Source organism: Paenibacillus sp. SRL342, from assembly GCF_984798905.1.
Genome location: NZ_OZ481790.1, coordinates 4,964,152 through 4,984,923, shown reverse-complemented (window position 1 = coordinate 4,984,923; position 20,772 = coordinate 4,964,152). Strand labels below are relative to the sequence as shown.

Annotated in this window: 20 protein-coding genes; 17 read left to right on the top strand and 3 right to left on the bottom strand. The window is 48.2% G+C overall.

Annotated elements, in window-relative coordinates; all coding sequences use genetic code 11:
- Positions 1-53 precede the first annotated feature (53 nt).
- From AC4E8D_RS21990 to AC4E8D_RS21980, 3 genes are all read left to right on the top strand, one after another.
- The gene (locus tag AC4E8D_RS21990; protein ID WP_307416704.1) at positions 54-1,238 is read left to right on the top strand and encodes an exonuclease SbcCD subunit D; all 1,185 of its coding nucleotides are present in this window, start codon (positions 54-56) and stop codon (positions 1,236-1,238) included.
- Positions 1,235-4,654: an AAA family ATPase gene (locus AC4E8D_RS21985; protein ID WP_490205212.1), complete on the top strand. Its 3,420-nt coding sequence runs from the start codon at positions 1,235-1,237 to the stop codon at positions 4,652-4,654. The genes AC4E8D_RS21990 and AC4E8D_RS21985 overlap by 4 nt, the downstream gene beginning before the upstream one ends.
- A 480-nt stretch (positions 4,655-5,134) precedes the next feature.
- Positions 5,135-5,479 carry a hypothetical protein gene (locus tag AC4E8D_RS21980; RefSeq protein ID WP_036674796.1) on the top strand — a complete coding sequence of 115 codons (345 nt, stop codon included), beginning with the start codon at positions 5,135-5,137 and terminating at the stop codon, positions 5,477-5,479.
- A 340-nt stretch (positions 5,480-5,819) separates the two neighbouring features.
- On the opposite strand, the gene AC4E8D_RS21975 is transcribed toward AC4E8D_RS21980, so the two are convergent.
- The 3 genes from AC4E8D_RS21975 to AC4E8D_RS21965 all read right to left on the bottom strand — a co-directional run bounded on the left by AC4E8D_RS21975 (position 5,820) and on the right by AC4E8D_RS21965 (position 8,343).
- The gene (locus AC4E8D_RS21975) at positions 5,820-6,029 is read right to left on the bottom strand and encodes a hypothetical protein (RefSeq protein ID WP_490205211.1); all 210 of its coding nucleotides are present in this window, start codon (positions 6,027-6,029) and stop codon (positions 5,820-5,822) included.
- 228 nt (positions 6,030-6,257) lie between these two features.
- Positions 6,258-7,391 (bottom strand): bifunctional cystathionine gamma-lyase/homocysteine desulfhydrase, encoded by a 1,134-nt coding sequence (locus AC4E8D_RS21970; protein ID WP_221821979.1) that lies wholly within the window; start codon positions 7,389-7,391, stop codon positions 6,258-6,260.
- Between the two features lies 1 nt (position 7,392).
- Positions 7,393-8,343 carry a PLP-dependent cysteine synthase family protein gene (locus AC4E8D_RS21965; protein ID WP_490205210.1) on the bottom strand — a complete coding sequence of 317 codons (951 nt, stop codon included), beginning with the start codon at positions 8,341-8,343 and terminating at the stop codon, positions 7,393-7,395.
- A 220-nt stretch (positions 8,344-8,563) separates the two neighbouring features.
- On the opposite strand from AC4E8D_RS21965, the gene AC4E8D_RS21960 reads away from it, so the two are divergent.
- From AC4E8D_RS21960 to era, 14 genes are all read left to right on the top strand, one after another.
- A complete protein-coding gene (locus AC4E8D_RS21960; RefSeq protein WP_024628477.1) occupies positions 8,564-8,923 on the top strand; it encodes a histidine triad nucleotide-binding protein in 360 nt (119 codons plus the stop codon).
- 232 nt (positions 8,924-9,155) lie between these two features.
- Complete coding sequence (gene rpsU, locus AC4E8D_RS21955) at positions 9,156-9,329, top strand: 30S ribosomal protein S21 (protein ID WP_005547957.1); 174 nt, start codon at positions 9,156-9,158, stop codon at positions 9,327-9,329.
- Between the two features lie 15 nt (positions 9,330-9,344).
- Entirely contained in the window at positions 9,345-9,788 is a 444-nt protein-coding gene (locus AC4E8D_RS21950; RefSeq protein ID WP_017687237.1) for a GatB/YqeY domain-containing protein, read from the top strand.
- 282 nt (positions 9,789-10,070) lie between these two features.
- Positions 10,071-11,393: an NfeD family protein gene (locus tag AC4E8D_RS21945; RefSeq protein WP_221822063.1), complete on the top strand. Its 1,323-nt coding sequence runs from the start codon at positions 10,071-10,073 to the stop codon at positions 11,391-11,393.
- 160 nt (positions 11,394-11,553) lie between these two features.
- Complete coding sequence (gene floA / locus AC4E8D_RS21940; protein WP_221821983.1) at positions 11,554-12,564, top strand: flotillin-like protein FloA; 1,011 nt, start codon at positions 11,554-11,556, stop codon at positions 12,562-12,564.
- Between the two features lie 13 nt (positions 12,565-12,577).
- On the top strand, positions 12,578-13,177 hold the full coding sequence (locus AC4E8D_RS21935; RefSeq protein WP_221821985.1) for a YqfB family membrane protein: 600 nt from the start codon (positions 12,578-12,580) through the stop codon (positions 13,175-13,177).
- Between the two features lie 181 nt (positions 13,178-13,358).
- Positions 13,359-13,652, top strand: coding sequence for a sporulation protein YqfC (yqfC, locus tag AC4E8D_RS21930; protein WP_017687241.1), 294 nt, complete (start codon positions 13,359-13,361; stop codon positions 13,650-13,652).
- Positions 13,649-14,842 carry a sporulation protein YqfD gene (yqfD, locus tag AC4E8D_RS21925; protein ID WP_221821987.1) on the top strand — a complete coding sequence of 398 codons (1,194 nt, stop codon included), beginning with the start codon at positions 13,649-13,651 and terminating at the stop codon, positions 14,840-14,842. The genes yqfC and yqfD overlap by 4 nt, the downstream gene beginning before the upstream one ends.
- A 6-nt stretch (positions 14,843-14,848) precedes the next feature.
- Entirely contained in the window at positions 14,849-15,820 is a 972-nt protein-coding gene (locus tag AC4E8D_RS21920; RefSeq protein WP_017687243.1) for a PhoH family protein, read from the top strand.
- Between the two features lie 16 nt (positions 15,821-15,836).
- Positions 15,837-18,086 (top strand): HD family phosphohydrolase, encoded by a 2,250-nt coding sequence (locus tag AC4E8D_RS21915; protein ID WP_036674803.1) that lies wholly within the window; start codon positions 15,837-15,839, stop codon positions 18,084-18,086.
- A gap of 114 nt (positions 18,087-18,200) precedes the next feature.
- The gene (gene ybeY / locus AC4E8D_RS21910) at positions 18,201-18,698 is read left to right on the top strand and encodes an rRNA maturation RNase YbeY (RefSeq protein ID WP_036674804.1); all 498 of its coding nucleotides are present in this window, start codon (positions 18,201-18,203) and stop codon (positions 18,696-18,698) included.
- Positions 18,698-19,069: a diacylglycerol kinase family protein gene (locus AC4E8D_RS21905; RefSeq protein ID WP_017687246.1), complete on the top strand. Its 372-nt coding sequence runs from the start codon at positions 18,698-18,700 to the stop codon at positions 19,067-19,069. The genes ybeY and AC4E8D_RS21905 overlap by 1 nt, the downstream gene beginning before the upstream one ends.
- A gap of 294 nt (positions 19,070-19,363) precedes the next feature.
- The gene (locus tag AC4E8D_RS21900) at positions 19,364-19,777 is read left to right on the top strand and encodes a cytidine deaminase (protein ID WP_017687247.1); all 414 of its coding nucleotides are present in this window, start codon (positions 19,364-19,366) and stop codon (positions 19,775-19,777) included.
- Positions 19,778-19,814: 37 nt separating this feature from the next.
- Positions 19,815-20,714 carry a GTPase Era gene (gene era, locus AC4E8D_RS21895; protein ID WP_047843779.1) on the top strand — a complete coding sequence of 300 codons (900 nt, stop codon included), beginning with the start codon at positions 19,815-19,817 and terminating at the stop codon, positions 20,712-20,714.
- The last annotated feature ends 58 nt before the right edge of the window (positions 20,715-20,772 follow it).

The following is a 20,772-nucleotide window of genomic DNA, read 5'->3' as shown; positions in this document are numbered from 1 at the left end:
TGGATCGGAATTGTAAACCATGGATTTCATATGGGAGAGGGGTGGAACGGACGATGCGTATTCTGCATACAGGGGACTGGCATTTGGGAAAAACGCTGGAAGGACGAAGCCGACTGCGTGAACAGGAAGATTTCGTTGATGAACTCGTCAGGGTCGCTGATGAGCAGCAGGCAGATGCCATATTGATGGCCGGAGATGTGTATGATTCGGTGAATCCTCCCGCAGCGGCGGAACAGCTTTTTTATGAAGCGGCAGCACGTCTGACGGAGCATGGAAGACCTCTTGTGGTGATTGCTGGAAATCATGATCAGCCAGAACGTGTAGCTTCTGTAACTCCACTTGTGAACAGACAGGGCATTACACTCGTAGGGATGCCTACTTCAGAAGCGGTAACCATCCATGCAAAGCGAACCGGAGAAATTGCACAGATTGCCGCATTACCTTATCCTTCTGAAGCCAGATTGAATGAACTGCTGACAACAGATGGTGACGAAAATGTGCTTCGTCAGGCATACAGTCACCGTGTGGGCATGTTAATGCAGCGTCTGGCAGCTTCTTTTCGCCCGGATACCGTGAACTTGGCCATGAGCCATATCTATGTGCTCGGCGGACTTGAGAGTGATTCGGAACGTCCGATTCAGATCGGTGGGGCCTACACGGTCGACCCTTCATCTTTAGCGACTGGTGCGCAATACACGGCGCTTGGGCATCTTCATCGTGCACAGGCTGTCAAAGGAGACGGTGTGATTCGATACAGCGGTTCTCCTCTCGCCTACAGCTTCTCGGAAGCAGGGCAGAGCAAGTCTGTTACGATGGTTGATCTGGCACCGGGCGGAGCTGCACAGGTGGAGGAAGTTTTGTTAACGTCCGGGCGTCCGCTTGTGCGTTGGCAGGCGCGTGGTGGTTTGGCAGAAGTATATCGCTGGCTGGACGAGGGACGTGATCCACAGGCTTTTATCGACATGGAAGTGTGGCTGGACGAGGCGATGTCCCTGAAGGAGATTCAGCAGCTGCGAAAATCACATGAAGGTATCATCCATATTCGCCCGGTGTATCCCGAGATGGCTGCAGCAGGCCTTTTGGAGCAACGATCCGAGCTGCCTGTACATGAACTGTTCCGCAAATTCTATCAGCGTCAGACCGGTGGTGCACAGCCGGAAGACAGCCTGGTACAGCTTTTCCTGGAACTTGTGGATGAAGACGAGCCGGGTGTGCGTGAGGAGGTCGAGGAAAGATGAAGCCGATTTTATTAAAAGTTGCCGGACTGCAAAGTTATCGGGAGATGCAGGAGATTGATTTTACCGTGCTGACGGAGACGGGACTATTCGGTATTTTTGGTCCAACGGGCAGTGGTAAATCTTCCTTGCTCGATGCCATCACACTCGCCATGTACGGAAAAGTGGAACGTGCGGTGAACGGGACACAAGGCATTATGAATCATGCAGAGGATTCGTTGTCGGTTGCTTTTACATTTGAACTGATGTCGGCGGAAGGCACTCGAAGGTTCCGGGTAGAGCGACGTTTCAAACGAAATAATGAAGTGTCGGTGAGTAACACGATCAGCAAATTCATAGAGACGGTCAATGGCGAAGAACAGGTACTTGCCGACAAATTGGCAGATGTGAATCGCTGTGTTGAAGATGTGATCGGTTTGAAGATGGATGATTTTACACGGGCAGTGGTGCTTCCGCAAGGGAAGTTTGCCGAGTTTTTGTCACTCAAAGGCAGTGAACGCCGCCAGATGCTGCAACGCTTATTCCATCTGGAGAAGTATGGGGATCAGCTGGCCATCAAATTAAGCCGTCGGGTCAAGGATAATGATATGGTTCACCAATCTCTCGCTGCGGAGCAACAGGGACTTGGCAATGCCAGTAAGGAGACGCTTGAAGAAACGAAACGTCTTCTTCAAACCGCTGTTCAGCAGTCTGAATTATCCCGCAAAGCGCTGGATGAAGCTGCGAAGGAAGCTGAACAACTGGGTAAAATTCGTGAGTTAAGTAACGAACGGCAGGCCCGTACGGATGAACAGCAGAAGCTTAAAGCGCTGGAACCGCAGGTCGAGGCAGGCGAACAACGGCTGAAACAATCCGTTGCGGCAGATGTAATACTGCCTGCATTGCAGACGGTTCGAGATGCCATGGCTGCACAAAAGCAGCGGCAGGATACTGCTGAGACAGCTCATCAGCAAGCAGTGGAACATGAGCGTCTGGCTGTTCAGGAAGCGGAGAAGGCCGAGACGGCACGTAAGCAAATGACTGAGGAAGAACCGAAACTTCTGCTGCGCCTGGAGCAACTCGAACAAGCAAAAGAGCTGCAACGGGAACGGGACGGGCTTCAGGCCGATTGCTCGCGCCTCGCGCAGCTGCTGGAACAGGGGCAGGGCGAACAAACTGCGCTGGGACAGCAGCTTGAGAAAGAAAAGGAATTGCAACAGCGTGGACGCAAACGGCGTGAGGAACTACAGGAGAGCCTCAAGCCAAATGAAGTGAAGTCAGAGGAACGCAGACAGCTGCAGGCTGCGCTTGAACTGAAACATCGTGTGGATACTGCCGCGGAGCAGTTGCAGCAAAATAAGGCTGACATGCAAGCCTATAAGCAATCGGCAGAACAGGGAGCCGACAAGCTGAAGGCGGCGGCTGAGGAAGAAAAACGCCTGAGTGATCAGCGTCAGCATCTGGTAGAACAGGCGTCAGCAGGTCTTGAGGCCTTGCTTGCCTCTGAGCAGGATATTAGCCGCGAACAAAGCCTGCTGGCCCTTGCGGAGGAACAGCTGCGTGGCACAATGCGTGAGCAGGAGCTGCACCGGCTGTCCTCCGCCTTGCGCGCCGAACTGCACGACGGCGAGCCATGCCCGGTGTGCGGCTCGCCGCACCACCCGCTCCCGGCTGCGCCGCCGGGAGAAGGTCCGCACGCAGGCGATGCGGACCTGGAACTGCTGCGCAGCCTGCACGCGGAGCTGCAGGAGCTGCGCTTTGGGCTGCGCCAGCAGCTGCACGAACGTCGCAGCCTGCTGACGCAGCTTGGCGCTGCGGCCGGCGAAGCTCCGGCCGCAGCCGAGGCCGCGCCTGCGGCAGCGGAACCCGAGCCCGCCGGGTCGCCCGAACACGGGCGCTCTCCGGCAGGCTGGGCGTCGCGTGCCGCGGCGCTGCGCGAAGCCGCGCAGGCGCTGGCTGCCGCAGCAGCGCCGCTCCAGGCCGAAGCCGCCGCGTTGCAGCAGGCGGCTGTGGGCGCGCAGCAGCGCCGCATGGAAGCGGCAGCTGCGCAAGAGGCCGGCCGTGCCGGGCTCGCCCAGGCGGAGCGCAAGCTGGCCGAGAGCGAGGCCGCAGCGGCTGCCTTGCAGGGCCGCTGGGCCACGGAACTGCCGGGCATCGCTCAGGAGGAGGCCAAGACCCTCTATCAGGCGATGCAGGAGCGCGATACGCGCGCCGAAGACATCAAGGAACGTCTGAACAAAAGTGTGACGTTCCTTGAGGAAAAAGACCAGATCATTCAATCTCTTCAGCAGAAGCTGGTCGAATTGGACAAACAACTGATCCAGTGGCAAACAGAGTGGCAGGGCAATAGCAAACAGCTGGCCGAGAAGGAAGAACGCTTGCGTCAGTGGGTTGGGGAGCAGCGGGTAGAGGATTTGATTACTGCAGCTCAGACTCGTCTGGATGGACTGCGGAAAACAGCTTCGGACTCGGCACAACGCTTCAAAGAAGCGGACACGCTGAAGCAGGAATCAGCCAAGAGAGACGTTATGGCTCAACAGGCAGCCGCCTCGGCAACAGAGCATCTGCAACAGGCACAGGAGCGGTGGAAGCAATTGCTGGAAAAATCCCCGTTTGACTCGGATGATGCTGTTGTATCCGCGGCAATTCCTTCACAGGAAGCAGAACGACTGGCAGGAGAGATCCAGCAGCACCGTGAACGTGAGCGTGAACTGGCATCCCAATTGCGTGAACTGGAACAAAAGCTGGGTGGTGCTGCCGTATCGGAGGAACAGTGGTTAGCGTGCACCGAACGATTGCAGCAGGTCCGGACTCAGGATGAGGCTGCCCTTCGTGCCAAAGCACGTGCAGAACGTGATCTGGAGGATGTGGAGCAACGACATGTTCGCTGGACTGAACTGGAGAACAAGCGGGTGGAGGTAAGCCGTCAAGGCGAACTGCTCAGCAAACTGCAATCCGCGTTCAGAGGCAATGCTTTTGTCGAATATATTGCCGAAGAACAACTGATGCAGGTTAGTCATGCGGCGTCTCAGCGTCTGCGCTTCCTGACCAAACAGCGTTATTCACTCGAGGTGGATTCCGGTGGTGGTTTTGTGATTTGTGATGATGCTAACGGGGGAGTCAAACGACCGGTATCAACGTTGTCAGGTGGCGAGACGTTTTTGACTTCGTTGTCACTGGCCTTGGCGCTGTCAGCCCAGATTCAGTTGCGAGGTCAGTACCCACTTCAATTCTTCTTCCTGGATGAAGGGTTTGGTACACTTGACCCTGAGCTGTTGGATACCGTCATTACGTCTCTGGAAAAATTGCATGACGACCGACTGGCTGTTGGTGTAATCAGTCACGTGCCTGAACTGCGTGCACGCTTACCGCGCAAACTTGTGGTGATTCCGGCAGGTGAGGCCGGAAACGGCTCACGGGTGGTCTTGGAGACCCTGTAGAGTGATATGTGTATGATGAATATCCGCTTACAATCCGGGTTTGGACCAGAATGCCGAAAATATAGTGGGGATGTATGTTTGTTTATCAGGAGAAGTGACCTGTTACCGATTTAACGGCAGGACGTGGAGAAAAGAGGGAGGCATTACGCTTCTCTCTGCCCAAGTAACTGATTATTTCCGAATGTTATTTATTGTAAAAATATTTCTTTTCTTGCTTTTACAACATAGCGGAGTGAGTTACATCACAGATACAGGTTCATCTCGCTGTTATACTACAGTTAAGCCGACAAACTTTATTTAAGTACCCCGGCGGACATCTGATCAGGACGTTTCCTGAATAGATGTCCGCGCTGCAGACTTCCAAGGAAGCCGCTCACGGGGTGCTTCTTTTTTTGTGTTTTTTCGTCAGTAGTGTCAATTCGCCCAATTCTGAATACCATGAAAAGGTGATCAAGAGCAGAATCAGGGAGGCGTTGGCAAGTGGAAAAAGTGGAAGCGAAGAAAATATGTAAGGAACACATGCACCGTTATGTATGTGTACAGATGAATGACGGTATGCACTACGATGGCATTATGGAAAATGTGGATGACGAAATGATCTACCTAGCTGTTCCCGTTGGACCGGAAGCCATGGTGAATCATGCGAACTGGGCTCCAAATGCAATGCCGGGAGCGAACTATCCGATAGGTCATACTCGCGGATTTTATCCAGGTTACGGCTACCCTACACCTTATCCGTATTATGGTTATGGCCGTAGACGTTTTAACCGACTGGTGCTCCCGTTATTTGCGCTTACAGCGTTAACCCTTTTACCGTACTATTGAAATTAAAAAACAGGCATAACTGCAAGTGACACATTCTTATGTACCCTATGGGCATCCTATGAAAATCCTCGAAAATAACTAGCTGAGGATGGATGTTTCATTCATGGTACCGTACAGCATGAATTAGAGAGGTCTTATCACATACGGAGTCTCAGCCTGATGTATCGCAACAGTCATTGCAATACAACTGGCAACATACCGAATATCCAAAAAGGTCATGTCTGTGCAGAAGCGAACTTCTGTAAGGCATGACCTTTTTTTGAATCTAATTAGTGTAAGGTCGATGATGAACGGATGGCAAATAGCGTCTATTTAAACCTGCTTAAATCAGAAGCGGGCCTTAACGTGTCCGTAGCAGCAAGCAGCTTACTGCATCCTGAATAAGCGAACGTGCCCATGTGCGAGCAACGATCAAGACACCGAAAAGCTTTAATTCTCTATTCCGATTAAAAGCTTCGCTTTGGGTGAAATCGATGTTGTTCTCTTGCCCAGGATTGGAGGAGCAAAGCATGATGTGTGAGTGCTGACGAATCTGAGGCATCTTATTCAAGGCTTTGAAGCGCCCTCAGAATTTTAAGGAATCTGATACACGTTATAACCGAACAAACAGCCGCTTTCAGTATTTTTTTGAGGTTATTTCGGGAAAAACGTGCCTGATGTTCCTTATAATTTCAAATGTGGCCTGAACATCAAATAAGACGTCCTGTGTTCCTTGGAAAATCGTCCATCGACCACTACTCCTTCTCCAAGATCAGCCAGCATGGACTTCAAAATGCCCTCAACTTAATGCAGATTTCAAATCCTCAAGTAAATCCTCAACATCCTCGATCCCAACGGAGATCCGAATCAAACCATCTGTGATCCCCAATTCTTGCCGACGTTCATAGGGAATGGAAGCATGTGTCATTCGGGCAGGGACAGAAATTAAACTTTCCACCGCGCCCAGACTTTCAGCCAATGTAAAATAACGGACTTTGCTTAACACGTCATCTACTTTTTCAGCACTGCCTACATCAAAGGAAACCATACCTCCATATCCTCTCGCTTGCGTGGAAGCAAGCTTATACTGTGGATGGTTGGGCAACCCGGGATAATAGACTTTGCTCACTGTTGGATGTTGATTCAAAAATGCCACAATCTGCTCTGTATTGTGTTCTTGCGCTTCCATCCGCAATCCCAATGTTTTCAGACCTCGCATTAACAGCCAGGAATCCATAGGTCCCAGGACTGCTCCAATTGCATTTTGAATAAAATGCAGATCTTCACCAAGTTGCTCGCTGTTGACAACCGCAAGTCCTGCCACGACATCACTATGACCACCGATATATTTTGTTGCAGAATGCAGTACAATATCTGCCCCCAGAGCCAGCGGGGTTTGCCAATAAGGCGTACTAAACGTGTTGTCTACAATGAACAGCAATTCATGTTGTTTCGACCATTTCGCTACAGCAGCAATATCGGTGACCTTGAGTAACGGATTGGTAGGTGTTTCTACATAAATGGCCTTTGTATTGGATTGTAAAGCCTGTTCCAGTGCTTGTAGTGAGGTGGTATCTACAAAGGTATATTCGATCCCCAGACGATTCAGCACCTTGGTGAAAATGCGATAGGTCCCGCCGTATACGTCATCCGTCAGAATGACGTGATCTCCAGTTTTTAACAGAGAAAGTACAGCGTGAATTGCAGCCATGCCCGAACTAAAAGCAAAACCTCGAACGCCATCCTCCAGCTCTTTAATGACTTCTTCCAACGCATGACGGGTAGGGTTGCCCGTACGTGAATACTCGTATCCTTTGTGTACGCCAACCGATTCTTGCTCATACGTGCTCACTTGATAGATCGGTACACTCACTGCTCCAGTGTGTGGATCACCAACAATACCTGCATGAATCAGCTTGGTTTTTGGTTTCATTTCATTGTCCTCCATTATAGATATTTTGGCTTAAATACCGTTCGCTGCTATCCGGGAAAATTACAACGATGTTACTTCCGGGAGCTGCGTGAACAGCTTCGTTTAATGCGGCTTGCATAGCTGCACCTGAGGAACTCCCTACCAGTAAGCCTTCCAACAAGGCCAGATCCTTGACCCGCTCAAAGGCATCTTCATCTGAGATCGTATGAATGGCATCAAAGTAACTCACATCCATAAAAGAAGATAACGTTTCGACCCCTATTCCTTCTGTACGATGTGGTCCCGATGGACCTCCTGCCAGAATCGAACCTTCGGGTTCTACGATACATGTTTTCATTAACGGGTTGTGCTCCTTCAAATAGCGAGATACTCCCATGAAAGTTCCGCCAGACCCGGCTCCGGCGACATATACATCCACCTGCCCGTTCAGATCACGCCAAATCTCAGGGCCCAGATGTTCATAATGTGCGAGTGGGTTATCCGCATTGGAGAACTGACCTGGAATATAGGAACCCGGTATTTCTTTCGCCAGCGATTCCGCCTTGCGTATAGCACCAGTGATTCCTTCGGATGTGGGTGTGTTAACGACCGTAGCACCAAGGGCTTTCATCAATTGCTGCTTCTCAACGCTGAACTTCTGAGGTACCGTGAAAATGACCTTTAAATTCAGGCCTACAGCCGCCATTGCAAGACCAATGCCTGTGTTGCCTGCGGTAGCTTCGATCACCGTTCCACCTGGCTTAACATCTCCTCGTGCCAAGGCCTTCTCCAATAAAAACTTGCCGATCCTGTCTTTCACACTTCCTCCAGGATTCATGAATTCCAGTTTGGCGAACAGGCGGATTCCTTCCGGTAATGGATAACGAGTTAATTCAAGCAGTGGCGTATTACCGATAAGTTCCTGTACATGTTGATAAACGGTCAAATTAACCAATCTCCTTTTGTGTGTCATTAACCATACATATTTGTTTAATTGGGAAAAGTGCGTGATAAAACCATATTTCGATAAAATGGCTTGGTGTACTTCCAATGTTGTAAAGTGTTTGGCTCGATGATAGATGGAGAGTTGACCTGGAATGCCTAGTTGTGTGTCTAGAGATTGGACGTGGGTTTTTACTTCTAGTATGATAGAAGGGAATACATACACTGGAATACAAAGGAGGGTATGAACTATGGATTGCTTATTTTGCAAAATTGTAGAGGGCAGCATTCCCTCCAATAAAGTACTGGAGAATGACCATGTTATCGTTTTTCATGACATCCAGCCCGCTGCACCGACACATGTTCTTGTCATTCCGAAGAAACATATTGCTTCCATGAATGAAGTTACTGCAGAAGATCTGCCATTGATCGGCGAGATTCATCTGGCTGCTCAAGAAGCGGCGAAGCGTCTTGGCGTGGAGGAAACGGGATATCGCTTAATCAATAATTGTGGTAAGGATGGAGAACAAACCGTTCATCATCTGCATTACCATTTGTTGGGTGGTACCAGACTTGGCGTGTTGACAAGTCTGTCCGATTCTCACAAATAAACGAGCTAATGGGTACTAATATTGAGGATTTAGTCATATGCATTAAATCCACGAATGTGTGACCAAATGCTTATATAATGAATTCATTTCATAATACCTTTGAGTTATAAAATGGATTCAAATAAGTGATCATTACATTGAGGTTGACACCTTTATTATCTTTCGCCTATAATGTAAGATGATGAACCGTGTTATTGCTCTTGGACGGTCTGGTCGGAGGGAGGGAAAACTGGTGTCTGAAACTAAAGTTCGCAAAAACGAGACTATTGATGCTGCACTTCGTCGTTTTAAACGCTCCATCGCTAAAGATGGCGTATTGGCTGAGGTGAAGAAACGTAAGCATTATGAGAAGCCAAGCGTAAAGCGCAAGAAAAAGTCCGAGGCTGCTCGTAAGAGAAAGTTTTAGGAGGATTTTAACTACATGAATCTTAGCGAACGATTGAACGAAGATATGAAGCAAGCGATGAAGAGTAAGGACAAGTTCAGACTCTCCAACATTCGGTTGATTCGTTCGACGATCAAGAATCTTGAAATAGATTTGAAAAGAGATTTGGATGACAACGAAGTGCTTGATATCCTGAGTCGTGAAATCAAACAGCGCAAAGATGCCCTCCAAGAATTTGACAAAGCGGGCCGTGAAGATCTCGCGGCAAATGCAAAAGCGGAAATTGAAGTACTCATCCAGTACCTTCCCACACAGCTTACCGAAGAAGAAATTAAAGTTATTGTACAGCAGACCATCCAGGAAACCGGTGCTTCTTCGAAAGCCGAGATGGGGAAAGTCATGGCGGCCCTTATGCCGAAAGTTAAAGGCAAAGCGGACGGCAAACTGGTAAATCAAGCAGTTCAACAATTTCTGCAATAAAGCAAATCAATAAACACCTTCTGACTTGTCAGGAGGTGTTTTTTCCATTTATCAGAAGGCATGATGTCTTTGGGATGACGAAATTTCTTTTTAATGGTTAATATATATTATTATGGATTATTATTCTTGCAATTGATTGAGTTTTCAAATATAATTTTAAGATTTTGAAACGAAATGTTGCATTGCACGTAATAAATACCATAAGCTGGACAGTATAACATTAATGGAAAAGGGGGGACTATTGTGAAGGGAAAGCGCCGGAAGAAGCTTACGGGGCCATTGATGCTCTTAATGCTGCTGACGCTGTTGCTTCCTGTCTGGATTGGATCACCGTCAGCGCATGCAGCTGAGAAGAGTGGCGCCGTATATATTATTCCGGTTGATAAACCAATCGAGCAGGGACTTGGCAAGTTCATGGAACGCGGGTTCAAGCAAGCGGAAGAGATGAATGCTGGTCTGATCGTTCTTGATATCAATACGCCGGGAGGCCGTGTCGACACTGCAGAAGCATTGGGTACCCTGATCAAGGACAGTCCGATTGAGACTGTTGCATTTGTTCGTGGAGATGCTGCTTCAGCCGGGAGTTTTCTGGCTCTGAATGCAGATAAGATCGTAATGTCACCAGGCAGTATGATTGGTGCGGCAGCAATGGTGGACAGTACGGGTAAACATGTTGATGATCCAAAGCTTGTTGCATTCTGGAAAAGCAAAATGCAGGGAGCAGCTGAGATCAGTGGTCGTGATGGCAAGATTGCAGCTGGAATGACGGATGTTAACATGGTTGTGGAAATGCCAGAGATTAATAAAACCAAGCAAAAAGGTGAGATTATTGCTCTCTCTGCTGAAGAAGCGCTGAAAGTTGGTTATGCTGATCACATCAGCAACACACCGGAAGAAGCGGCAACGTGGCTCGGTTACAGCCAGGATGATGTATTTAAGGTAGAACGGACGACAGCAGAGAACATCTCATCCTTTCTTACCAATCCGGTTGTCATGACCATATTGTTGTTCCTCGGAATCGCAGGTGTGGCCATTGAATTGATCGTTCCTGGGTTCGGAGTACCTGGTATTGTCGGTATCGTATGTTTTGTCCTGTATTTCTCAGGAAATTACGTTGCCGGTTTTGCAGGAGCAGAGACGTGGGTATTGTTCACTGTTGGACTCATCTTGATGATTCTGGAGATGTTCATACCAAGCATGGGTATTTTGGGTATTCTGGGATCAATTGCGCTTGTTGCAGGTGTTGTGAGGGCTGCTTATGATACGAGTGATGCATTCGTTTCCCTGGGTATCGCTTTCGGAGCAGCATTGGTAGTGATTGCGATTATCGCAGTACTGTTTAAAGATCGAGGGATATGGAATCGATTCATACTGAGTGACAGTCTGTCAGCTGAGCGTGGATACTCATCCGCTACCGAGCGTAAAGAGTTGATTGGACTGCAAGGCATCAGTCTCACACCGCTTCGGCCTTCTGGAACAGCGATGTTTGAAGGAGAACGAATTGATGTTGTGACAGATGGTGATTTCATTCCGGTTGACACCCCGATTATTGTGATTAAAGCGGAAGGTACCCGGATTGTGGTTCAGCAAGCTTTGCCGGTGTAACTTGCTCTCTTGTCGAAGCGGATTAACGCTTCGGCAATGTACATAACCACGTGCTGATGCTGCCAGCGAGGTGGTGCATTCTTTAATTTAGCAGCGGACTCATGAGTGTCTTCTCAAACATTTTTATCAAATTCAAATTGCAAATGGAGGAAATTAAACAATGGACACATCTATGATTACGATTTTGCTCATTGCGGTAGTAGGTATTATCGTACTGAGCGTATTTTTCAGCTTTTTCCCGGTCATGCTCTGGATCTCAGCTATTGCATCCGGTGTCCGTGTTAGTATTATTACACTGGTAGCCATGAGACTTAGACGTGTAACACCTAGCAGGATCGTAAATCCACTGATTAAAGCAAGAAAAGCGGGCCTTGATTTAACCATGAACCAACTGGAGAGTCACTTTCTGGCGGGTGGTAATGTTGACCGTGTTGTAAACGCTCTGATTGCTGCTCAGCGTGCAAACATTCCACTTGAATTCGAACGTGCTGCTGCGATTGACCTTGCTGGTCGTGACGTATTACAGGCGGTCCAAATGAGTGTTAACCCGCGTGTTATCGAAACGCCTGTTGTATCTGCGGTGGCAAAAGATGGTATTGAAGTTAAAGTTCGAGCAAGAATTACAGTTCGTGCGAATATTGACCGACTCGTTGGTGGTGCCGGTGAAGAGACGATCATTGCCCGTGTCGGTGAAGGGATCGTAAGTACCAACGGTTCAGCAGAAACGCATAAAGTGGTGTTGGAAAATCCGGATCTGATCTCTCGTACAGTCCTGTCCAAAGGACTGGATTCTGGAACTGCCTTTGAGATCCTGTCCATTGATATTGCGGACGTGGATATTGGTAAAAATATTGGTGCATTCCTGCAAACCGAGCAGGCAGAAGCTGACAAGCGAATTGCTCAGGCGAAAGCAGAAGAGCGTCGTGCAATGGCTGTAGCCCAAGAACAAGAGATGAAAGCGCGCGTTGTGGAAATGAGAGCGCGTGTTGTTGAGTCTGAATCCGCAGTACCTCTCGCCATGGCTGAGGCACTTCGTAACGGTAAAATCGGTGTGATGGATTACATGAATCTCAAAAATATTGAAGCGGATACTCAAATGCGCAACACATTAGGAAAACCTGGTGAAGGTTCGAATTCCAACGATCAGGGTGATTCCAAAAACGGAAGATAGGCGGTGAGTGCATATGGGCCTATTTGAATGGATTTTTGATAATCTGTATATTGTGGCCGTCATCGGTTTTGCACTCTTCTCCTTCTTGGGGAAAGCTGCGAAATCGGCTGATCCGAACAAAAAGCGTCCTGCCAACGGGATGCCTACATTTGGAGGCAGTGGTGATTCAGGCCGGGATGAACGTTCAAGAGACAATTCATCTCCGCAGCAGTCTTCCGGACCTGCAGACCCCCGCTATGATGAACAGTATGACGATCGGTATGATGACGTGCAATATGAGAATCAGTATGATGAGCCGTATTCAGAGCCTGCTGCATCTTCTCGCCCCGCAACTGACTACAGAAGTGAGGGCACGATGAGTGCCATGGAAAATTCACTTGAGGCACAGATGAGAGGTATGGAAGAACAGCAGCGTTTGATTCAAGAGAGATTAAATCGCTTCTCTTCTGCAAATAAACCTGTTGTGTCTGATTCCAGTTGGGATATACCCAACACCGATGAATCGGGAGCATCTCCGCTTCGCCCTGCTGATATTCGTACAGGTGTGCTGTGGGCAGAAGTATTGGGTCCTCCTCGTTCCAAACAGCCGTTTGGTACAAGAGGGAAACTGTAAACAAGTCTTCATTATGAACAGAAAATAGAGCCGTCTCTGGTGCGCAGAAAGCCGCCGGAGACGGCTTTTTCTGTGTTCCTTACTTTTTTCTCAACATTCGTCCCTAACACGCTCCGGAATTTTCATAAATTCATGAATCTGCGCATAAGTTGAACTGTAGAGGAAGGGGGAAGACCTTCGAATGACCCGGATCAGCCGCAAGCTGCGCAGATGGACCAGTGAAGTGTTGGATCTGCCGCAGGATGTGCTTTATGATATGCCACGGTTAACCCTGATTGGCAGTAAGCAACTGTATATAGAGAATCATCGCGGTGTCATCCATTTCACCCCGGATCGTATCGTGTTGGCTCTTTCCCAAGGCCAGTTGGAGATCAAAGGAACTGCCTTGGTGATACGTAACATTTTGCCGGATGAAGTAGCTGTTGAAGGAACGATTCTGGATATTCATATGAATGGAGTGGAGGGGAACGGATGAAGCAGCCCAGTCTGTATAAACTGCGGGGAGCAGTCCGAATCACGGTCACTGGGGGAGACATTGAAACATTAATCAACACGGTGGCAGAGCAGGGGCTGGAAGTTTGGAACCTGCGTGCTCACGATGGACGCGTGGCAGAGATGAACATTCTGCTGCCGCATTTTTTCAGGTTGCGTCCTGTGTTGAAACGGACAGGCTGCAGGGTGAAAGTAACCCATCGCAGTGGTTTCCCTTTTTTTGCGGCCCGATTATTGCGGAGGAAGTTCTTTCTTGGGGGGATGCTGTTTTTTGTGGCAGCTTTGTTTGCGTTGTCGTCCATGGTATGGGATGTGGAGGTCAAGGGTAACGTCACCATTCCTACCGACGAGGTGCTCGCAGCAGCGAAGAAAGAGGGCATATATCCTTTCCAATGGGGGTTCCGCTTGCAAAGCCAAGACAAGCTCTCCAGGCAGCTTGCACTCGCTCTGCCGGATGTAACCTGGATTGGCGTGAGCAAAGAGGGGACAACCATCACCATTCAGGTCGTGGAATCGGCACAACCAAAGCGCGAACCATTACTGAATCCCAGACATCTGATCAGTAAGTCAGATGCTGTTGTCACTCAAATCTATGCGGAGCAGGGACGCCCTGTTGTTCAGAAGGACATGCGTGTCAAAAAGGGTCAGGTATTGATCTCGGGGATTCTCGGGGATGAGGAGAACACCAAAACCATTGTTGCCAAAGGTGAAGTTCGTGGTCTGGTATGGCGTGAGTATCAGGTAGAGGTTCCGCTGGTGCAAAAACATAATACAATGACAGGTGAGAGCAAAGAACGTTTTTACATGGTGCTGGGGAAATGGGCAATCCAACTGTGGGGGTACGGAAGTACACCGTTCAGTTCATTTGATACCGAGAGTAATCATAAACCATTGACGTGGCGATCCTTTACACTTCCCATGGGTTGGCTGACAGAGAAAGATCTGGAGACACGAGAGCATGAGCAACAACAGACGGTAGAATGGGCCAGAACGAAAGGATTGGAAGGAGCAAGGAATGATATTATGGCCAAAAACGGCAAAGGAACAAAAATTATAAGTGAAAAAATTTTGCATGAGAAGAAAGAGAATGGTAAAGTTTATATGAAAGTCTTATTTGAAGTAGAAGAAAGCATTGCGGAAGAACTTCCGCTAGTCCATAGTCAAGGAGAATGAGGATATTTGTCAGAGCAAACACGCAGCATACAAATCTCCCTCCAGAGTGCGGGAGAGGGCCAATCCCTTTTTGGACCCCAAGATACTTTTCTTAAACTGATTGAATCCGAGATTCCTGCCCAGATTGCATCCCGTGAAGCGGAGATTGTGATTTTTGGCAACGCACAGCAGGTGGAATCGCTTGAACAATTATTTGATGTGTTACTGCAATTGATACGCAATGGATATGTGTTAACCGAGAGAGATGTGAAGTATGCGATTGAACTTGCCAAGGATATGCGGGCAGACCAACTCTTGGACCTGTTCAAAGGCGAGATTACTACGACATACCGAGGTAAACCAATCCGTGTTAAAACCATTGGACAGAAGCACTATGTAACTACAATTAAAAAACGTGATATTGTATTTGGCATTGGTCCTGCCGGTACGGGTAAAACCTACCTTGCTGTTGTACTGGCTGTTGCCGCAATTAAAGAAGGCAGCGTCAAACGCATTGTACTCACACGGCCTGCTGTTGAAGCAGGAGAGAGTCTTGGGTTTTTGCCAGGTGATCTTCAGGAGAAGGTAGACCCTTATCTGAGACCGCTGTACGATGCCTTATATGACGTTATGGGGCAGGAACAGACCGCGAAGGCACTGGAGCGGGGGTTAATCGAAATCGCACCACTCGCCTACATGCGGGGGCGTACGCTGGATGACTCCTTCATCATTCTCGATGAAGCACAGAACACAACGCCTGAACAGATGAAGATGTTTCTGACCCGGCTTGGTTTTGGCTCCAAAATGGTCATCACCGGAGACGTTACACAGATTGATTTACCGCGTGGTAAGAAATCCGGGCTTGTGGAAGCGAATACGATCTTGAACGAAGTTAACGAGATTGGATTTGTCTATTTTGCCGAGCAAGATGTTGTACGGCATTCCCTTGTCCAGAAAATTATCGTGGCTTACAACCACGCCGCAGAAAATCAAGCATAGAAAGGGATTGTCTAAAGTGACCTCGAAGGAACCGTCAAAAGGCAAATCTTTTCAGAATAAGGCTACAGGATGGAAGTATAGCGTGTGGGCACGCTATCTTCTGTTTTTGTTTCTGGTGATTCTTTTCTACGTGAGTCTGGCTTCGAAGCTGCTCCCTGAGCGCTATGATATTCAGGAAGGGACACGGAGTGAAGTGGACATTGCTGCGCCCATGCAGATTCCGAATAACAAGGCCACACTCAAAGCACAGGAAGAAGCTGCTGAACGGGTACAGCCGATATTTCAGATTGTCCAGTTGCGAAACGAAAATTTGATGACTACCCTGCTAGACCGTGTAGATCGATTAAATCAGGATGATCAGATTTCAAGTCAGGACAAGATTGATATTTATCGGGATGAAATTCCGCAGCGCCAGAAGGACTTTGTGACCAACTATATCAATAATAATCGGAAAGCCGGTACATACTCCGAGACTCTTTTGGAAGAGATCAGAAATGTGGTACAGGAGCAAAGCTACCGTATTCCCGAAGAAACCTACATCAAAATCTCACGGCTGACATCGGATGATATCCAGGAGATGAAACCGGTTGCGAGGGATATTGTTGCCCGGTTAATGACGGATCAGATCAGCGATGCAACCACTGCCCGTGCCAAAGTAGCTGAGATGGTGAGTGTCAGCTCTCTTGGTAAGCGTACGCAACGTGAGGTCGTGCAAGAGCTTGCTCGCCTCGTGGTGACCGCTAACCGCTTCTACGATGAAGAGGGAACCAAGGAAGCGAAAGTTCAGGCGCGTGAGAACACGCAAACTGTCTTTATCAAGCAAGGGGACACACTAGTTGCCAAGGGTGAGATGATCACCCCGGAGATGTATACTTTGCTGGATGAGAATGATTTGCTGAAAAATGAAGTGAACTACTGGCCACAGCTTGGTCTTCTTATGTTTTCCTGCCTGTTGTCAGCAGCAATTCTGATGTATATTCAGCAAGGCAGCGGAACGCACTTTAAATATAATAATGCGCAGCTGTTGATGCTTGTTCTCATTTTTATTATTACGATTGTGGTTATGCATGTGACAGCGATTATCCAAACCAATGAGCGGTCTTATGTGGGCTTCCTTGCACCTGTTGCGGTAGGGGCGATGTTAATTGCCTTATTGCTGGATACGTCGCTTGCCTTTGTATGTTCGATATTGATCGGTATGTTATCCAGCATTATTTTGAATACGCATCAGGGTCAACTTTTTGACTTCGAACTGGGTTTCTTCGCTGTGTTGGTTTCATTTGTTGCGATCTTCGCAACACATAAGGCTAGCCAGCGATCCACGATCCTGAAAGGGGCGATTATGGTCTGCTTGTTCGGGTCCATAGCCGTCTTCACCTTGGCTTTGATTGACTCGGGCGATTGGAATCGAACCACGACGCTGTATGGCGTTGGGTTTGCATTTGCTGGTGGCGTGCTGACTGCCATACTGGTCATTGGGTTGATGCCATTTTTTGAAACTTCATTTGGCATTCTGTCAGCGCTCAAACTGGTAGAACTGTCCAATCCGAACCATCCGCTTCTGCGCAAGTTGCTGACGGAGACACCGGGTACCTATCATCACAGTGTTATGGTAGGCAATCTGTCCGAAGCAGCAGCAGAAGCCATAGGAGCTAACGGATTGCTCTGCCGAGTGGGTTCGTATTATCATGATATTGGCAAGACGAAGCGGCCCATCTATTTTATTGAGAATCAGAACAATATGGAGAATCCGCATGATTCAATTGATCCGAAACTGAGCAAATCCATTATCGTTGCCCATGCGCGCGATGGGGTGGAAATGCAGAAGGATTACAAGCTGCCCAGACCTATTCGGGATATTGCGGAACAGCATCACGGCACGACATTTCTTCACTATTTCTATCACAAAGCACTGCGCCAGGCGGAAGAAGCAGGCGTTGAGCCTGATTTCACGGAAGAAGATTTCCGTTACCCTGGGCCGAAGGCTCAGTCCAAGGAATCGGCTATTGTTGGCATTGCCGATAGTGTGGAGGCTGCTGTGAGATCTTTGCGCAAACCGACAGTGGAGCAAGTGGAGTCCATGATTGAGAAGATTATTAAAGGACGATTGGACGATCATCAATTCAATGATTGTGACCTTACGATGCGTGAACTGGATATCGTCGCCAGAACATTGAAGGAAACGGTGATGGGTATCTTCCACTCCAGGATAGAATATCCGGAGGAGATTAAGAAACCAAAGCCGACTTCACCCGAAGCAGGCTAATTTAATAATAGTTCGTGTTCAAAAAGGTCGGTTTTCAGTACCGAGAAGATGGGATGAAGCTAGAAATGCTTTTTTGAACAACCTCTAATATGAGCAGACAGGAGTTATGAAAGAATGAGTCTTAATCTGGCATGGAATAATGAACAACAGGATAAAGAAATTACAGAACCAATGATTGCAATGCTGGAACAGTTGCTGAATCTCGCCGGAGAAGCGGAAGGTGTTGCAGACGGGGAAGTGGCTCTGACTTTTGTGAACGATGAGCAGATCCATGAGTTGAACCGTGATTATCGCGGTATTGACCGTCCTACGGATGTACTGTCTTTTGCGATGAACGAGACGGTGGATGAAGAGCTCGATATTATCTATGAGCTGGACGAAGATGAAGAAATGGAAGAAATGCCGGATGTTCTTGGAGACATCATCATTTCCGTACCACGGACCATCCTGCAAAGTGAAGAGTATGGACACTCATTTGAACGTGAACTTGGTTTTCTGTTTGTCCATGGTTTCTTGCACCTGCTCGGATACGACCACCAGGATGAAGCAAGTGAGGCTGAAATGATGGGCAAACAAGAAGCGGTATTGGCCCAGGCCGGGTTGACACGATAATGAAAAGGCGCTCCTGGGGTCTGGTATTCCGCAATGCTGCGGAAGGAATCGCATATGGGTTGCGGACTCAGCGTAATGTGAGAGTTCACACGGGAGTGGCTATTTTGATGTGTGTAGCCGGCTTTTTTTTCAGAATCTCAAGAACGGATTGGATGTTTGTGCTGACCGCAGTCTTTTTGGTCCTGGTGACTGAATTGATGAACACGGCTGTAGAGGCAGCGGTTGACTTGGCACACCCCCATATCCATCCGCTGGCAAAAGCGGCAAAGGATACCGCGGCTGGTGCAGTTCTGCTGGCTGCGGTATTCGCCGTCATTATCGGTTGTATCGTTTTCATTAAGCCGGTGATGAGCTGGCTGGGTTTGTACTGATTTTGTTTTAACCTTGTTTTGATTTTAATACTACACAAATTTGTGAAGTTAGACCTTTTTTAAGTTGAACTTGTAGACATCACACGATAACGAAGAGGACAGAAATAAACCTGTAGAAGCGAAGCGTTCGCCTTTATCCCCGGATTTTCACATTGAAAAGTGAATCAAAAAATCTGGGGATAACAGCGATCGAAGGGTTATTCTGGACTCGGAGTGACTAGTGTAAATTTGGCTTTGGTTGAACTTAATTCGTAGGTAGTAACTTTATATTGCACCCTAAGGGAGAGAATAATGATGGATAACGGTTTGTTAATGCAAGAAGCAATTAAGGCACGTACGAAGGCGTATACGCCGTACTCCCATTTTGGTGTAGGCGCGGCTTTGCTTGACAGTGAAGGTCATGTGCATCATGGTTGTAATATTGAGAATGCTGCGTATACACCAGGTAACTGTGCTGAGCGTACAGCGATGTTCAGTGCCATTGCAGGTGGGCAGAAGCCTCGCAGCTTCAAAGCGATCGCCATTGTGGGCGACACGGATGGTCCGATTGCTCCATGTGGCGTATGTCGTCAGGTGATGTACGAACTGTGTGAACCCGATATGAAAGTCATCTTGGGGAACTTGAAAGGTGATCTGCAAGAGACCACCGTTGCTGAACTGTTACCTTGGGCTTTTGGGCCTTCTGATCTGAATTCTGCCAAAAAATAAACCAATATTCCAGGCCTAGGCGCCTGAGGAGGAACATATGAAAAAACAAGCATTCAAATCCGGTTTTGTAGCTATTATTGGACGTCCAAACGTAGGTAAATCCACACTGATGAACCAGGTGATCGGACAGAAAATTGCGATCATGTCGGACAAGCCACAAACCACACGTAATAAAATTCATGGCGTGTATACATCCGAACATCAACAAATCGTATTCCTGGACACACCGGGTATTCACAAACGTCAATCCAAACTTGGCGATTACATGAACCAGACTGCTCTGAATACGCTCGGAGAAGTAGAAGCAGCACTGTTTCTGATTGACGCTTCGGAAGGCTTGGGTGGCGGTGACCGTTATATTGCGGAACAGTTGAAAAATATCCGTACACCTGTCATTCTCGTCATGAATAAAATTGACAAAATTGAGCCGGAAGCACTGCTTCCACTCATTGAGACGTATCGCAAGCTTCACGATTTCGCTGAAATCGTTCCTGTCTCTGCCATGCTTGGCAGCAACGTCAGCACGTTGTTGGAACAGCTCGGCAAGTATTTGCCTGAAGGTCCACAGTACTATCCTGATGACCAGGTTACTGACCATCCGGAGCAGTTTGTATGTGCCGAGTTGATTCGTGAGAAAATTCTGCAAATGACTCGTGAAGAAGTGCCTCACTCCATTGCAGTAACGATCGAAGATATGAAAGTGCAGGATAATGGTGTCGTTTATATCTCAGCCGTCATTTTTGTGGAACGGGATTCGCAAAAAGGCATCATTATCGGCAAGCAAGGTGCCCTTCTGAAAGAAGTGGGTAAACGAGCTCGACATGACATTCAGAATTTGCTTGGCTCCAAAATTTTCATGGACCTGTGGGTTAAAGTGAAAAAAGACTGGAGAAATCAGGATAGAGTTCTGCGTGACCTTGGCTTTGGCCGCGACTAATCGTCGGAATTGTATCCAGTAATTGCAACACATAGTTTACCTTGCAAGACTCCATCCT